This window comes from Bradyrhizobium sp. CIAT3101 (assembly GCF_029714945.1).
In the GTDB taxonomy this organism is placed as follows: Bacteria; Pseudomonadota; Alphaproteobacteria; order Rhizobiales; family Xanthobacteraceae; genus Bradyrhizobium.
Map to the genome: position 1 here is coordinate 3,762,900 of NZ_CP121634.1, position 15,648 is coordinate 3,778,547.

The following is a 15,648-nucleotide window of genomic DNA, read 5'->3' on the forward strand; positions in this document are numbered from 1 at the left end:
ATAACGTCATGATACTGTAAAGCTATCATGTCAGTGGGGGGAGGGGTGACTGCGAGTGGTTCCCTGCGAGCGCAACGGAATCTGGACTCTGCAAACATGGATACCCGAACGCACTTGCACGAGAGAGGGGCTGATCTGTCCGAGCGCGAGCTGGCGGGCCTATCCGTGTCCATTTCCGACCTCGTCGAGCGGATCAGCGGCTTTCTCCGGCGCCGCTACATGATATTCGCGATCGTGACCGGGCTCGCTACCGGCATTGGTCTTGTCTATCTGTTGACGGCTCCGGCCGAGTACACCGCCCATGCGGTTCTGATGATCGACTCCAGCAAGCTGCGGGCGCTGCAGCCCTCACCGGCCGATGTCCCGCTTGACACGGCCCAGGTGGAATCCCAGGTCGAGTTGCTCAAGTCCGACAAGGTCGCCAAGTCCGTCGTCAGGGACCTGCACCTCATGGACGATCCTGAATTCGTGCGGGCAGGGCTCTGGCGCCCGCTCTTGACGCCCTCCATTTGGCTGTTCGGCGGCGACGACATGCGGGGCCCGGACCATTCGGAAGACGAGCGCATTGCGGTTGCTCTCGACAGCTTCCTTCGTCAGCGTGCTATCACACGTGTCGGGCGGAGCTACGCGCTGGACGTTGCCTTCACCTCGCGGCGCCCGGCCCAGGCAGCCGAAATTGCCAATGCCATTGTTGAGGCCTACATCGTCGATCAGCTTGACGCGAAATACGAGGCGACGCGACGAGCCAGTAAATGGCTCGAAGAGCGAATGACTGAGCTCCGGACGCAGGCCACCGCCGTCGATCGCGCGGTTCTCGACTACAAGCAAAACAACAATATCGTCGACATTGGGATCGCCTCCTCGCCAGGCGGCGCGAGCACAAGCATGCGCGCCCTCGAGGAGCAGCAGCTGGGGGACCTGGCAAGCCAGCTGAGCGCCGCTCGCGTGGCGAGCAGCGATGCTAAGACGCGGGTCGATCGCATCCAGGAGATATTGAAGCAGGATATCCCTGACGCGGGGGTGGCGGAATCGATCAAGAGCGAAGTCGTCATCCGGTTGCGCAACCAGTACCTCGACCTCGCCGCGCGGGAGGGACTCTTGTCGACCCGTTATGGCAATGACCACCAGGCCACGATCAATCTACGCGAACAAATGTACCAGATCCGCCAGTCGATCGGGGCCGAGCTTCGCCGCATCGCGGAGAGCAACACGAGCGATTACGAGATCGCAAAGGCTCGGGAGGAAACGCTCAAGACCAAGCTCGCCGACATGGTGTCGGACGCCCGCACGACCAGTCGCGAGCGGATCGGTCTACGGGAGCTCGAAACCAACGCTCAAGCCTATCACAGCATCTACGACAACTTTCTGACGCGCTACATGGAAGCGATTCAACAGCAGTCGTTCCCGATCACCGAGGCCCGCCTCGTCAGCCCGGCGAATCCGCGAGCGCCAAAAAGCGGGCCGAAGACGTTCTCCGTGCTAGGGGGCTCTATCCTCGTTGGGCTCTGGTTGAGCGTCATCGTTGCCGTTGCATGGGAAGTGCTTGATCGCGTATTTCGTACGACCCGGCAGGTGCATGAGATCCTGCAGACGAGCTGCCTCGCCGTCGTGCCGCGGTTGATGCCCGGTGTGCAGCCGCACCCGCGTCGGCGCTGGCGCGTGCCATGGCCCAAGGCCGCAGAAGCGGGAAATCATCTGCCGCCCCGACGAGGCGAATTTTTCCGGTTCGTCGTCTTTGCGCCGTTGTCGCCATTTGCGAACGCGATCAGATCGATCAAGGTGGCAGCGGATATCGGCAGACGCGGCCAGCCCTGCAAGGTCATCGGTGTCACGTCGACCTACGCGGCGGAAGGAAAGTCGACGGTGGCGAGCAATCTTGCCGAATTGATCGCCCAGGCTGGTAAGAAGGTCATTTTGATAGATATCGATGTGCGCAATCCGTCGTTGAGCCGCGTCGCCGGTGCACAGGAGGGGAACGGCCTGCTTGAGGTCCTGGACGGAAGGGTCGAGCTCGACGATGCGGTGCGCACCGATGCAACGACTGGGCTGGCGTTTCTCCCGGCCATTGTTGGCTCCCCGCTCGCGCCGTCGCGGGAGGTTCTCGCCTCGGAGTCGTTCAGGATGCTGATTACACGCCTGCGGGAGCAGTTCGATACCATTATCGTCGACCTGCCTCCGCTGGGGCCTGTCACGGAAGTGCGCGCGAGCGCCAGCCTCGTCGATTCCTATGTCTACGTAATAGAGTGGGGACGGACCAGCCTGGTGGCCGTTCGACAGCAGATGTTGGCGGCGCCCGAGGTTCACGACCGGCTGCTGGGAGCCGTTCTCAACAAGGTCGACATGAACGCATTTCGCCGCCACGAACATCACGTGGTCGGCTACTACGCGCAACCCGACTACGCCCACTGAGCAACCGACGATCGAGTGGCGTCACATTGAAGCACAGCAGTTGCTGTAGGCAAATCAACCGATCGCGCCCGTCGCTGCGTTGCTCGTTCGAGCGCTTTGTGTCTCGCCAATATCGAACTCTGACACGGTTCTTCGGAAAGCAGCCCGGCTTGTCGCATACCTGTTCCAAAGGCCGGTTAAGGACTGCCTCATCGGCCAACGCGGTCGTGGGGGAGCAATGATGCTGACGAGTGCCTTGCGCGTCGCCGGTCGATGGAAAGGCCGCGCGCTGTTCGCGCTCGTTGATCAGGGCTGTGTGAGCCTGTCGAATTTCCTCTTCACGATCGTGCTGGCCAACCACGTTTCCTTGGAAAGTTTTGGCTATTACAGCATTGCCTGGACGACCTCGATATTGGCCGAGACCGTGACGGGCGCGCTGATTAACGACGCCTTGCCGGCATTCGCCAGTACGCGGGTGCGTGGCCCGCGTGGGGACTTCAGGAGCGCGGTCGCGTGGATCAGCATAGGATTGGGCGGATTGACGAGCGTTGCCGTCGCCGCCGCGGGCATCACGATCTTGTATTGGTCGCCGGAGCTCGGCGCAATTCTGCTTTGCCTGGCCGTCGTAAATCCGGTTCAGCGCTTCCAATCATTTGTTCGTCGTCTCTGCTACATCGAAGATCGCGTTGACATCGCCGCGCTGAGCGGCGTGAGTTATGCGTTAACGATTTTCGGGCTCCTCGCATGTCTCGTTCTGCTTGACCGGCTTACGCCGGTGATGGCGATTTTCGTTTGGGCGGCGGCCAGCATTCCAGCTGTGATTTTAGGTGTCGCGGCCCGGATATCGCCGGTCGATGTCGTCTCGCGTGCAGCCATCTATGAGGTGGCTCGCGACGTGTTTCGGTCCAGCCGTTGGTTGCTGGGCGCGTCTTTGATCTCCTGGGTCGGCAGCCAGGGTGTCATTCCGCTTGTGGCGACGTTTGCCGGGCCAGCCGCTGGAGGAGCCCTGCGTGCGCTGTTCAACATCGTCACGCCAGTCAGTCAGATCAACGTTGCCATAAATCAGTTGACCGTGCCGCGGCTTGCCGAAGCTGCGACCCGATCGGATGGCCACGCCATGCGCAAGCGCGTATCGGCCGTGACGGCAGTGTTCGTGCTTCTCGCATCCGGATTTTCGATCATTCTTGTCGGATGGCCTGTCCAGGTCCTGGAATTCTTCTACAGGAGAGCCGAGATCGTTGCCGCTGCTCCTTTGATGTGGCCATTTGCAATCTTGGTCGTGACCGAAGCCGTCAATCAGGGGATGGCGGGAGCGCTGCTGGCGCTGAACCGGACGCGCGCGATTATGTTTGTCCGGGCCGCAGGCTTGATCGCATTCCTCGGCTCGGCGTTGATCCTGCAACGGGAGTCAGGGTTGACCGGAGTCGTTTGGGGGCTTGTCGTCGCCAGCGTGGTGACCGCTATGATCTCGGGTCAGGAAGTGCTGAGAGCGACGCGCTGAAATTTACGATCTGCCCAAGGTCATCGTTCCTGCCAAGGTTGATCTCTACGAATTTCGACGTCATGAATCCACCACGCCGAATATGATCGGCTTGGATGTTATTGATCGCTGACGATGTTCTGAGCGTTGGTAGCGCCGTTCCGACAGCGCCCGAGACGGCTGATTAGCCGTGGCTCATCTTGCCCGCTTGGCCGGCGCGGATAATCGATGCCGGCGTGACCGCGCTCGGTCTATGCTATGGTATGCCCGGAGCCTGACGCTCGATATCGTACTGATAGTTGATGTGATCGCCCGACGCATATCGAGGCGAGCATGCGTCGCGAAACGGGCTCGCAACGGTTTTAAGTGGCCTGTCTGGCATTTTGACCCTGGTTGCTCGGCTTGTCGCCTCATGTACCCCGTGCGAGCGATCGCAGCGCCAAGGTCGCCATGCGACGAATAGCTGGTCCAGGGGTATCGTCGGCCTATTGAAAAGGTTTACGATTTGCGATTACTAGCTCTTGGTGGGCAAGAATCGGCCGGAGAGGGCCACTATATGGTTGGCAAAAGGCATGCCTCGGAGGAGATTTCGGCCAAGCTGGCCCAGGCAGATCAACTCGTGGCCAGAGGCAAGACTCAGCGCGAAATATCGAAAGCTCTTGGCGTGAGTGTCATGACCTATCACCGCTGGAAGAAGATGATCAAATCTCCTGATGCGGGGGCGGATGACGCTGACAACGACATCATGAGCAGCGTGGGTGGACCGCGCGATGCCTCGTCTGGCGATACGATCAAGCGGCTGGAGCTCGAAAACGCCCAATTGCGACGTCTTGTTACTGACATGTTGCTGGAGAAGCTGAAGTACGAAGAGGAACTTCGTGCACGGCATGAGCCGCGGCCTCGGCGTCCCGAGAAGGGCTAAAACTTGATCCGCACATGGAGGGCCGCGTTCGCGCTTTAGGGCTTGATCCCCAACGGGGGAGGCAGGGGGTAGGGCGAGGGCGCAACCGGAGCCGAACTCGCTACCGCGATCGCTGGCTTGGTCTGGCCGGCGCCGTAGGACACCCAGACATTCGGGTCGTCGGCGCTCTGCCGTGATAGATAGCGGTAGCTGGTCTCGTACCAGAACAGGATTTCCGGGGTCTGGTTGTCGAGGATCATTTCGCCGCGGTCGGACCGGACGGTCAGCACCGCGTGACGCGTCTTCTCCTGGCCGCGCTCCTCGACGATGGTGATCAGCAAGGAGCCCTGTGGCCAACCGGCCTTGGCGAGCAGCCGGCGTTTGAGCAGAACCATGTCCTCGCAATCGCCTCGGTCGAGCGGGTAGGCCCAACGTTCAGCTTTTCCGTAGAGCTCGGAATCGCTAGTCCAGGTCACGCGGTCGTTGACGTATTTGTTGATCTCGTAAAGCTGCTGGAGCAGATCCGGCGTGAGGGTCACCTCGCGCGCCTGATCGGCCAAGGGCTTGCATTCGTCGGTATCTGCGGCGCAGAGCTGCAACCATCCGCCGGGCGCCTTCGTCGCCCCGCCGACCGCGGCGAACAGCGCCGGACGGGCAAGGAAGGCGCGAGCCGGGAGAGCATCCAACGCGAAGACGGCGGCCACGGCAATCGCGGCAAGTGTCCATGCGCGAAGCCGTGTGGCGGCGGTCCGCCCCTCCATGCAGAATCTCGTCATGCCCGTTCCCCATCAGATTCCGAATGGAAGGCTGGCAGAGACAGCTCGCGATCCCGCTAAGCGATTGCTTCAAATTGAATGGATCTCCGCGAAAGCAGCCTCGCGGGGGCGCCATGGTGTGATTTCAGTTAAGGTGCGGACCGTGACGCCGCGGCGAGCGCCAGAACCGGCCCCTCCGGGCCGCCCTCTTCCTCACTAGTCCAGCGCAAGACTTGAGACGGTTAGACGTGTCGCGGCTGGATGATCCGACAGGTACGCCGCGTATGCCTGCTTCAGGCCATCGTGAAGCGACGTCGTCGCGCGCCAGCCGAGCTTGGCGAGACGGCAGACGTCGAGCAGCTTGCGCGGCGTGCCGTCGGGACGCGAGGTATCGTAGGTGATTTCGCCGCGATAGCCGATGATTTCGGCCACCACGCGCGCGAACTCGGCGATGGTGTTGTCCTCGCCGGTGCCGATGTTGATCAGGTCCGCACCGGAATAGGTCTTCATCAGGTGCACGCAGGCATCCGCCATGTCGTCGACATAGAGGAACTCGCGCCGCGGCGTGCCGGTGCCCCAGACCACGACGCTGTTCGCGCCCGAGACCTTTGCCTCGTGGAAGCGACGGATCAGCGCGGCGACGACGTGGCTCAGCTCAGGGTGATAATTGTCGCCGGGGCCATAGAGATTGGTCGGCATCACGCTGATGAAGTCGGAGCCATACTGACTGCGATACGCCTCCGCCATCTTGATGCCGGCGATCTTGGCAATAGCGTAGGGTTCGTTGGTCGGCTCCAGCGGGCCGGTCAGCACGGAGTCCTCGCGCAGCGGCTGCGGTGCAAGTTTTGGATAGATGCAGGACGAACCGAGGAACATCAGCTTCTCGGCGTTGTTCTGTTGCGCGGCCTGAATCACGTTCGCCGCGATCGCGATGTTGTCGTAGATGAACTCGGCGCGCAGCGTGTTGTTGGCGACGATGCCGCCGACTTTAGCCGCGGCAAGAAAGATCACCTGCGGCCGCGCCTTCGCAAACCAGTCGAACACCGCGGCCTGGTTGCAGAGATCGACCTCGCGACGGTCCACCGTGACGAGTTTCACGTCCTCCCGCGCCAGCCGGCGCACCAGCGCGGCACCGACCATGCCGCGATGGCCGGCGACATAGACGCTTTTACCCTTCAGCTCAAACGGTACGCTTGCCATTTGCAATGTCCCGTTTGGCCTCGGCCAGATCGCTCGCCACCATCTCTTCGACGAGCTGCGCAAAGGTCCGCTTCGGCTTCCAGCCGAGCACCGCGCGTGCCTTGCTGGCGTCGCCGATGAGAAGATCGACCTCGGTCGGGCGGAAATAGGTCGGGTCGATCTTCACCACCGTCTTGCCGCTCTTGGCATCGATGCCGGTCTCCTCGACGCCAGTGCCGCGCCACTCGACGCGACGACCGACCTGCGCGAAGGACAGCTCGACCATCTCGCGCACCGAACGCGTCTCGCCGGTGGCGAGCACGAAATCGTCGGGCTTGTCGGCCTGCAGGATCATGTGCATGCCCTCGATATAGTCTCGGGCATGGCCCCAGTCGCGCTTGGCCTCGAGATTGCCGAGATAGAGCGTCTGCTCGAGACCGACCTCGATGCGCGCCACGCCGCGCGTGATCTTGCGGGTGACGAAGGTCTCGCCGCGGATCGGGCTCTCATGATTGAACAGGATGCCGTTCGAGGCGAACATGCCGTAGGCTTCACGGTAGTTCACCGTGATCCAGTAGCCGTAGAGCTTTGCGACGCCATAAGGCGAGCGCGGATAGAACGGCGTCGTCTCCTTCTGCGGGACCTCCTGCACCAGGCCGTAGAGCTCGGAAGTCGAGGCCTGGTAGAACCGCGTCTCCTTCTCCATGCCGAGGATGCGGATCGCCTCCAGGAGACGCAGCACGCCGATGGCGTCGGCGTTGGCGGTGTATTCCGGGCTCTCGAAGCTGACGGCGACGTGGCTTTGAGCGGCGAGATTGTAGATCTCGGTCGGCCGGATCTGCTGCACCAGGCGGATCAGATTGGTCGAATCCGTCATGTCGCCGTAATGCATCAGGAACGGCACGTTACCGACATGCGGATCCTGGTAGAGATGGTCGACACGCGCGGTGTTGAACGAGGATGAGCGGCGCTTGATGCCGTGGACGACATAGCCGAGCGACAGCAGATGTTCGGCGAGATAGGCGCCGTCCTGGCCGGTCACACCGGTGATGAGAGCGATAGGTTTATTCATCCTACAGCTCGCTCCCGCCGAAGCGAGCCCGCCTGAAGCGTGTCGAGCGGAATATCCGCCTGCGGCTGCAATTGGTTCTGCATGACGCGCAGCGTGCTGCCGTCGATCAAAAGCGTAGCTGTCGCGGTGTATTGCGAGGGGGTGACGAGCAGGTACAGCAGGCCGATGGCTATTGTCGCGGCAGGCACGATGACAATGATCCAATATTGCCGCCGAGCCAGTCTGGACGGCTGGTCGATCAAGGCCGATATCGAGGACGAAGCTTCGTCCCGCCCACCGCTGTAGCCGATACGGATTCTGTGCGACGGCATATCCATTGACAGTCGCATAACTCTACCGGCTAGGAGTATCTCGGCTCATGGTCTTGGCGTGACCAAGCACCGCCCGCTGCGCCGTGACGCCAGCCCCGTAACGTTGATTGCCTTCTGTAGCGAACAAACAATACACCTTTGCAACAGTTTGATATGAAGTGATGTAGGTGCCTCGTCCAGTATGTTGTGCGTTATCGTGTTGGATGGCGCTGGATATTCCGCACCGTCCTTCGCCGCGCCAAACCCGACTCATTTGCCGGAATGCCCAGAGCACTCGGGTATGCCGAACGCGTCTCGTCCGTTCTGACCTGTTCTTCGAAAGCTCGCTTGAAGTCTCGCCGGGCGAGCCGTCGACCAGACATTCGACCGAAACCAAGGAACTTCCGAACGGATTGGTAGGCGCGGAGGTGAGATGGGATGATCTCAAAGCGCCACCTTTTCTAAGACACTTTTGGGTTGGAAAGGCACCTCATGCGTTGACGGACCTATGCAACCTATTGAAATCGCTAGAAATCCGACCACCCTCCGAGCGCGCCATAAACCCACGTTTGCAAGTTACCGGTATCCGCGACGAACAGAATCGATAACGACAGTCAGCCCGAAACCATTTTGCGCCCTTGGGGACCTTCGCATCCGACTCTGTTGGTGACGGCTTTCGAACCATTAGCGGACGATTGAGAGGCAACCCGGCGAAGCCCGCTTATGACCCAAAGGCGACTTCGCCCCGCTTCAATCCTTCAGCGCGTAGGCGATGATGTAATCGCCGCGCTTGGTGCCGAACGAGCCGTGGCCGCCGGCCGCGGTGACGACGTATTGCTTGCCGTCGACCTCGTAGCTCATCGGCGTTGATTGGGCGCCGGCCGGCAGGCGGTCTTCCCAGATCACCTTGCCGTCGCGCACGTCGTAAGCCCGGATCGCGTACTCGTAGGTCCCGGTGTAGAACGCGACCCCGCCGGCGGTCGTGATCGGCCCCCCCAGCATCGGCACGCCCATCTTGAAGGGAAGGGGCAGCGGCGTGGTGTCCCTGATCGTGCCGTTGGGATGCTGCCAGACGATCTTCATCGTCTTCAGATCGATCGCGGCCATCGATCCCCAGGGCGGCCGGTAGCACGGCACGGAGAGCGGCGAGAGGAAGCTCCAGATATCCACGCCGAACGGCGTGCCATACATCGGCTGCGTCCCGACCTCGCTGCCGACCGGCTTCTCGGCCGTTGGTGCGGGAGGATTTTGTGGACCGCGCGGAATGAGCCTCGAGGCAAACGGCAACGACATCGGGTTGGCGATGGCGATCTGTCTCACCGGATCGACCGCGATGCCGCCCCATTCGAACATCCCGAGATTGCCCGGAAAGACCAGCGTGCCCTGCAACGACGGCGGCGTGAATGTGCCCTCGTAACGCAGCCGGTGGAACATGATCCGGCATAGCAGCTGGTCGAAGATCGTGCCGCCCCACATGTCCGCGCCGGTGAGCTTCGCCTCGGGCCGGAATGTCAGCTCGGAGAACGGCTGTGTCGGCGCGGTGCGGTCGCCGAGCGCGGCGCCTTGCGGCACCGGGCGCTCCGGCGCCGGTACGATCAGCTCGCCGGTCCTGCGATCGAGCACAAAGATGTTGCCGACCTTGGTCGGCTGGATGATCGCGGGAACGACGCCTTTGGCCGTGGTCACGTCGACCAGGCTCGGCTGTGAGGGCACGTCCATGTCCCAGAGGTCGTGATGCACCGTCTGGTACGACCAGGCGCGCTTGCCGGTGTTGACGTCGAGCGCGACGATCGAGCTCGAATAGCGCTCGACCAGCGCGTTGCGGTTGCCTCCCCAGATGTCGGGTCCGTTGTTGCCGGTGGGGATGTAGACCAGGTTCAATTTCGGATCGAACGAGGCCGCGATCCATGAATTCGGCGAACCGTTGGTGTAGTGCCGCGTCGGCGACGGCAGCTCATTCTCGTCCGCCGCGCCGGAGTCCCAGACCCAAACCAGCTTGCCGGTGTAGACGTCGAAACCGCGGATCACGCCCGAAGGCACTTCGACCGCATAATTGTCGATCACCGCGGCGGCGACGACGAGAATCTTGTCGCTGACGACCGGCGGTGACGTCGGCTCGAAGAAGCCCGCCGTCTTGATCCCCATGCCCTGCTGGAGGTCGAGGCTGCCATGATCGCCGAAACTCTCACAGAGCTTGCCGGTGTCGGCATCGAGCGCGATCATGCGCCCGTCATTGACGGGGAGGAAGATTCGCCTGGGGCATTCGGCGGGCGCGGGACTGCCGCTGCTGTCGACGGCGCCTGCCGCAGTCTCATGGTAGGAGACGCCGCGGCAGGTCATGTGCTGGAACGTCTTGTTGAACACCAGCTTGGGATCGTATCGCCAGCGTTCCTTGCCGGTCCTGGCGTCGAGCGCAAACAGCACCTGGTGCTGGGAGCAGAGATAAAGCGTGTCGCGTACCTTGATCGGCGTGACCTCGAAGGTGGTCTCGCCGGAATCCTCCGGCGTCGGGACGTCCCCGGTGCGGAAGGTCCAGGCGACCTGGAGCTTGCCGACATTGTCAGGCGTGATCTGCTTCAGCGGCGAATAGCGCTGTCCGAATTGCGTACGACCATACGCACGCCAATCGGCATCAGGCTGAGGATCGGCTTCGCTTTGCTGTACGGCCGCGCCGGACGCGGCGATCGTACCGTTGATGTCGTGATAGCTCGACAGAAGGGCGATGACGAGTACGACCGAAGAAGCGGCTACGCCGATCCAGAGTGGCAGCGTCGCGCTGAGGTAAGACACCGGCTCGTCTCGCAACAGGGCGCGAACGATCACCGGCGTCAGCATCCAGAGCGCCATGGGGACGACGATGTCGCCGCGCGATGCGAGCGGCCACCAGTCGAATTGCACCTCGGAGAGGGCCCACGCCAGTGTGCCGACCAGCACGATCGCAAACAGCCACAGCGCCGAACGGCGCTGCGCCAGCAACAACGCGCCGGTGGCGATAATGCCGACGCCGAGAACGATGTAGAAGATGGATCCGCCCAGTGTGGCGAGCCAGAGGCCGCCTCCCGCGAGGACCAAGCCGATCAAGGCGTAGACGAGACCCGTGATAAGGACTGCCCTGGATCGCTGCATGGCTGCTCCGGCGCACAAAAGGTATTGCGCCTGTGCAGCGCAAGCGCAACAGACGACGTCCACTTTCTAGGACTGTGGTCCAATCAACCAGAACTCGCAACCGTCAACTGCTGCATTCATGTAACATCTGCGCGCAAAGCCGCGACGCACTAGGCCGCGGACGCAAAGTTCTTATAAATACGCACGCCATGTTTGACGTGCGCGTCCGCAGCGACGCCGACCTCGGGAGCCACCTCCGTCATGTATCTCGGCATCGATCTCGGCACCTCTGCAGTCAAGACCGTTCTCGTCGATGGCGCGCAGCGCGTGATTGCGAGCGAGAGCCGGGCGCTGACGATTGCCTCGCCGCAGCCCGGTTATTACGAACAGGATCCGGCGCAGTGGATCGAGGCGACGTTTGCCACGCTCGATGCCTTGAGGGCATCGCACGGAAAACAGCTGGCGGCGGTCGAAGGCATCGGACTGTCCGGGCAAATGCATGGCGCCACGCTGCTCGATGCGAACGACAAGCCGTTGCGGCCCTGCATTCTCTGGAACGACGGACGCTCCGCCAAGGAGTGCCGCATCCTGGAGCAGCGCTGGCCCGCCTTGCGCGCGATCACGGGCAACAAGGCGATGCCCGGGTTCACCGCGCCAAAACTGCTCTGGATCGCGGCGCACGAGCCGGAGATTTTTGCGGCGACCACACGGGTCCTGATGGCGAAGGCCTATCTGCGGCTGGTGCTATCGGGCGAGGCGATCGAGGATGTCTCGGACGCGTCGGGATCGCTGTGGCTCGACGCGGCGCGCCGGGACTGGTCGGATGCGGCATTGGCCGCGACCGGCCTGTCGCGCGCGCACATGCCGCGCCTGGTCGAGGGATGCGCGCCCGCAGCCAGATTGCGCAGCGAGCTGGCGCAGCGCTGGGGCATGGCGCGGTGCCCGATGATCGCGGGCGGCGCCGGCGATAATCCAGCGGGTGCCGTCGGCATCGGCGCAATCAAGCCCGGAACCTCGTTCATCTCGCTGGGAACCTCAGGCGCCTTGCTGGTGCCGACCAGCCATATCGCCGCCAATCCGGACCGCGTGGTCCACACATTCTGCCATGCCATCCCCGGAATGTGGATTCAGGCCGGTGCGATCCTCTCGGCGGCTTCGTGTCTGGCCTGGGCGTCGCGGTTGTTCGGCGTCGCGGAAGGCGAGTTGCTGGCGCCTCTGGGCGCGCGCCCGCAGGCACCGTCTCCCGTCAGCTTCCTGCCTTACCTCGCCGGCGAGCGGACACCGCATGACGATCCGGTCGTGCGCGGCATGCTTGATGGCTTGAGCCACGGCACCGACCGCACCGCGATCGTGCAGTCCGTGCTCGAGGGTGTCGCCTTCGCGCTCGCCGATTGCCGGGACGCGCTGAGCGACGCCGGCATCGCGGTTGCGGAGGCCGATGTCATCGGCGGCGGATCGCGGTCCCGGTTCTGGCTGTGGGTGCTGGCCAATGTTCTCAATGTTCCGATTCATCGCTTTGCCGACGGGGAAACCGGAGCGGCGTTCGGTGCGGCGAGATTGGGGCGGCTTGCTGTCACCGGCGAGGCAATCGAAACCGTCTGCACGCCGCCGCAACGCGTGGAGACTTTCGAGCCCGATCGCGTGCTGGTCGAGGCCTACGCCGAACGGCGTCCCGCCTGGAATGAATTGTATCGGCCGCGCCACTAGCATCGCTTTGGTTGCGCATTTTGGCCTGTTCGCTGTTGCCCTGCGCGACGGGCTTTTGTTTAATGGATGAACCGCGCTTGAAAACGAACGCGGACAGGAAACGCATTGTGCGCCGGGAGGCACGATGAACGATCCGATCCTCGAGATGCGGGGAGTCTCAAAATCCTTCTTCGGCATCAAGGCGCTGCGTGCGGTCGACCTGACCGTCTATGCCGGCGAGATTCATGCCTTGATGGGGGAGAACGGCGCCGGCAAATCGACCCTGATGAAGATCCTGTCGGGCGCCTACCGGCCCGATCCCGGCGGCGAGATCCGCATCGAGGGCAAGCCGGCGCGGATCGAAGGCCCGCTTGGCGGCCGTGCCGCGGGCATCTCGATCATCTATCAGGAACTATCTTTGGCCCCCAATCTGAGCGTTGCGGAGAATATTTATCTCGGCCGCGAGATGTCGCGTTCAGGTTTGCTGGCGCGCGGTGCCATGCGCGAGGGTGTCGGACCGATCTTGGAGCGGCTGGGGGCGGACTTCCTGCCGTCGACACTGGTCGCGCATCTCTCCATGGGCCAGCGCCAGCTCGTCGAGATCGCGCGTGCGCTGCACGCGCGCTCGAAGATCCTGATCATGGACGAGCCGACCACCGCGCTGTCGGCCGGCGAAAGCGAGCGGCTGTTTGCGCTGATCCGTCAGCTCCGCGCCGAGGGGCTTGCGATCATCTACATCTCGCACCGCATGGACGAGGTCTATGCGCTCGGTGACCGCGTCACCGTGCTGCGCGACGGCCGCCTGGTCGGCTCGCTCGACAAGCAGGACATCCGTGCCGACGCCATCGTTCGCATGATGGTCGGGCGCGACGTCTCGTCGTTTTACAAGAAGGATCATGATCCCGAGGCCGGGAAGGGGCATCCTGTGCTCAGCGCTATCGACATGGCGGACGGGCTGCGCGTCAGGGGTTGCTCGCTCACCGTGCATGCGGGCGAGGTGGTGGGGCTTGCCGGCCTGATCGGCGCCGGCCGCACCGAGCTTGCACACCTCATCATCGGCGCGGCGCCAAGACTTTCGGGGCGTCTCGAACTCGAAGGCCAGCCCATCGAGATCCGCACGCCCGGCGAAGCGCTCGACGCCGGCATCGCCTATCTGACCGAGGACCGGAAAGCGCTTGGTCTGTTTCTAGACATGTCGTGTTTGGACAACATCAACCTCGCCGTGCTCGGGCGCGATGCCAAGCTCGGCTGGTTCCTGGATCGCGACAAGGCGCGCGAGCGTGCCGACAGGGCGTTTGCGGGGCTCAGCATCCGCGCCGCCAATGTCGGCGTGCCCGCCGGTGGCCTCTCCGGCGGTAACCAGCAGAAGGTGCTGCTGTCGCGGCTTCTCGCCATCGCGCCAAAGGTCCTGATCCTCGACGAACCGACCCGCGGCGTTGACGTCGGCGCCAAGTCCGAGATTTATTCGATCATCGACAATCTTGCCAAGGCCGGTACCGCGATCCTCGTCATCTCGTCCGATCTGCCTGAAATCATCGGCATCTGCGACCGGGTCATCGTGATGCGGTCGGGACATGTCGCGGGCGAAGTCAGGCGAACCGAGACGGCGCCATTAACCCAGGAAGACATCATGGCCCTCGCCACGGGGACGGAGCATCTCGATGCCTGACAACGGATCGACGCCGGCGAAGGCCGCCACGGCAAACGGCCTTGCCGCCGCGCAGGAGACCAAGCGACAGCGCATCAGGCTTCTGATCCGCGCGGCCGGCATGCTGCCGGTGCTGCTGCTGCTGTGCGCCGGGTTTCACTATCTGTCGGACGGCCGTTTCTTCACCGGACAGAATCTCGGCATCGTCCTGCAGCAGGCTGCCGTCAACACTGTGCTCGCTGCCGGCATGACTTTCGTCATCCTGACCGGCGGCATCGATCTCTCGGTCGGCTCGATCCTGGCGGCGTCGGCGATGGCTGGCCTGACGATGTCGAAACTGCCCGACTTAGGTGCGCTGTGGCTGCCGGCCGCGGTTCTTACCGGCCTCGGCTTCGGAATCGTCAATGGCGCGCTGATTGCGCTGCTGCGCCTGCCGCCCTTCATCGTCACGCTGGGCTCGCTCACTGCCGTGCGTGGCCTGGCGCGGCTGCTCGGCGCCGACACCACGGTGTTCAATCCATCCATTCCCTACGCCTTCATCGGCAACGGATCGCTGACGCTCGTGCCCGGCGTGGCGTCGATCCCATGGCTCTCGGTGATCGCGCTGCTCGTCATCCTGGTCTCCTGGCTGGTGCTGCGCCGGACCGTGCTCGGCGTGCATATCTATGCGGTGGGCGGCAATGAGAGCGCGGCGCGGCTGGCCGGCATCAAGGTCTGGGCCGTCGTAATCTTCGTCTATGGCGTGTCGGGGTTGCTGGCCGGCCTTGGCGGCGCCATGCAGGCCGCGCGGCTCTACGCGGCCAACGGTCTGCAGCTCGGGCAAAGCTACGAACTCGACGCCATCACCGCCGTCATTCTCGGCGGCACGTCCTTCGTCGGCGGTATCGGCTCGATCTGGGGGACGCTGGTCGGCGCGCTGATCATCGCCGTGCTCTCGAACGGCCTGATCCTCACAGGCGTCTCCGACATCTGGCAATATGTGATCAAGGGTCTCGTGATCATCGGCGCCGTGGCGCTGGATCGCTACCGGCTGCAAGGCTCAGCCAGGACCTAAACGGCTTTGCGCGCATCTGAGCGCGCGGTGTGAGATTCGGTTGCGGCAACTGGTCTGCCGTACCGGGGATGAAGACAGACCAGGGAGGAA

At 63.0% G+C, this 15,648-nt stretch carries 11 protein-coding genes; 6 read left to right on the forward strand and 5 right to left on the reverse strand.

Annotated elements, in window-relative coordinates:
• Positions 1-96: 96 nt before the first annotated feature.
• From QA645_RS17585 to QA645_RS17595, 3 genes are all read left to right on the forward strand, one after another.
• Positions 97-2,409 (forward strand): polysaccharide biosynthesis tyrosine autokinase, encoded by a 2,313-nt coding sequence (locus QA645_RS17585; RefSeq protein ID WP_283051813.1) that lies wholly within the window; start codon positions 97-99, stop codon positions 2,407-2,409.
• A 217-nt stretch (positions 2,410-2,626) separates the two neighbouring features.
• Positions 2,627-3,889: an oligosaccharide flippase family protein gene (locus QA645_RS17590; RefSeq protein WP_283051815.1), complete on the forward strand. Its 1,263-nt coding sequence runs from the start codon at positions 2,627-2,629 to the stop codon at positions 3,887-3,889.
• Positions 3,890-4,424: 535 nt separating this feature from the next.
• Positions 4,425-4,790 carry a helix-turn-helix domain-containing protein gene (locus QA645_RS17595; protein WP_254194224.1) on the forward strand — a complete coding sequence of 122 codons (366 nt, stop codon included), beginning with the start codon at positions 4,425-4,427 and terminating at the stop codon, positions 4,788-4,790.
• 35 nt (positions 4,791-4,825) lie between these two features.
• Here QA645_RS17595 and QA645_RS17600 read toward each other — a convergent pair whose 3' ends face one another.
• From QA645_RS17600 to QA645_RS17620, 5 genes are all read right to left on the reverse strand, one after another.
• Positions 4,826-5,545 carry a transglutaminase-like cysteine peptidase gene (locus tag QA645_RS17600; RefSeq protein WP_283051818.1) on the reverse strand — a complete coding sequence of 240 codons (720 nt, stop codon included), beginning with the start codon at positions 5,543-5,545 and terminating at the stop codon, positions 4,826-4,828.
• A 195-nt stretch (positions 5,546-5,740) separates the two neighbouring features.
• Positions 5,741-6,724, reverse strand: a complete 984-nt coding sequence (locus QA645_RS17605) for a GDP-L-fucose synthase (RefSeq protein WP_283051819.1) — start codon at positions 6,722-6,724, stop codon at positions 5,741-5,743.
• On the reverse strand, positions 6,705-7,775 hold the full coding sequence (gene gmd, locus QA645_RS17610) for a GDP-mannose 4,6-dehydratase (protein WP_283051822.1): 1,071 nt from the start codon (positions 7,773-7,775) through the stop codon (positions 6,705-6,707). The genes QA645_RS17605 and gmd overlap by 20 nt, the downstream gene beginning before the upstream one ends.
• Positions 7,772-8,092, reverse strand: a complete 321-nt coding sequence (locus tag QA645_RS17615; protein ID WP_283051824.1) for a Wzz/FepE/Etk N-terminal domain-containing protein — start codon at positions 8,090-8,092, stop codon at positions 7,772-7,774. Before QA645_RS17615 ends, gmd begins: the two co-directional genes overlap by 4 nt.
• A 723-nt stretch (positions 8,093-8,815) precedes the next feature.
• Positions 8,816-11,191, reverse strand: coding sequence for a glucose/quinate/shikimate family membrane-bound PQQ-dependent dehydrogenase (locus QA645_RS17620; protein ID WP_283051826.1), 2,376 nt, complete (start codon positions 11,189-11,191; stop codon positions 8,816-8,818).
• A gap of 240 nt (positions 11,192-11,431) precedes the next feature.
• On the opposite strand from QA645_RS17620, the gene xylB reads away from it, so the two are divergent.
• From xylB to QA645_RS17635, 3 genes are all read left to right on the forward strand, one after another.
• The gene (gene xylB / locus QA645_RS17625; RefSeq protein ID WP_283051828.1) at positions 11,432-12,877 is read left to right on the forward strand and encodes a xylulokinase; all 1,446 of its coding nucleotides are present in this window, start codon (positions 11,432-11,434) and stop codon (positions 12,875-12,877) included.
• Positions 12,878-13,001: 124 nt separating this feature from the next.
• Positions 13,002-14,525 (forward strand): sugar ABC transporter ATP-binding protein, encoded by a 1,524-nt coding sequence (locus QA645_RS17630; RefSeq protein ID WP_254132218.1) that lies wholly within the window; start codon positions 13,002-13,004, stop codon positions 14,523-14,525.
• A complete protein-coding gene (locus QA645_RS17635) occupies positions 14,518-15,558 on the forward strand; it encodes a ribose ABC transporter permease (protein ID WP_254194218.1) in 1,041 nt (346 codons plus the stop codon). The genes QA645_RS17630 and QA645_RS17635 overlap by 8 nt, the downstream gene beginning before the upstream one ends.
• Positions 15,559-15,648 lie beyond the last annotated feature (90 nt).

Coding starts and splice junctions, on each gene's coding strand:
- QA645_RS17585 (WP_283051813.1), top strand. CDS start 97: ATGGATACCCGAACGCACTTGCACGAGAGAGGGGCTGATCTGTCCGAG.
- QA645_RS17590 (WP_283051815.1), top strand. CDS start 2,627: ATGATGCTGACGAGTGCCTTGCGCGTCGCCGGTCGATGGAAAGGCCGC.
- QA645_RS17595 (WP_254194224.1), top strand. CDS start 4,425: ATGGTTGGCAAAAGGCATGCCTCGGAGGAGATTTCGGCCAAGCTGGCC.
- QA645_RS17600 (WP_283051818.1), bottom strand. CDS start 5,545: ATGACGAGATTCTGCATGGAGGGGCGGACCGCCGCCACACGGCTTCGC.
- QA645_RS17605 (WP_283051819.1), bottom strand. CDS start 6,724: ATGGCAAGCGTACCGTTTGAGCTGAAGGGTAAAAGCGTCTATGTCGCC.
- gmd (WP_283051822.1), bottom strand. CDS start 7,775: ATGAATAAACCTATCGCTCTCATCACCGGTGTGACCGGCCAGGACGGC.
- QA645_RS17615 (WP_283051824.1), bottom strand. CDS start 8,092: ATGGATATGCCGTCGCACAGAATCCGTATCGGCTACAGCGGTGGGCGG.
- QA645_RS17620 (WP_283051826.1), bottom strand. CDS start 11,191: ATGCAGCGATCCAGGGCAGTCCTTATCACGGGTCTCGTCTACGCCTTG.
- xylB (WP_283051828.1), top strand. CDS start 11,432: ATGTATCTCGGCATCGATCTCGGCACCTCTGCAGTCAAGACCGTTCTC.
- QA645_RS17630 (WP_254132218.1), top strand. CDS start 13,002: ATGAACGATCCGATCCTCGAGATGCGGGGAGTCTCAAAATCCTTCTTC.
- QA645_RS17635 (WP_254194218.1), top strand. CDS start 14,518: ATGCCTGACAACGGATCGACGCCGGCGAAGGCCGCCACGGCAAACGGC.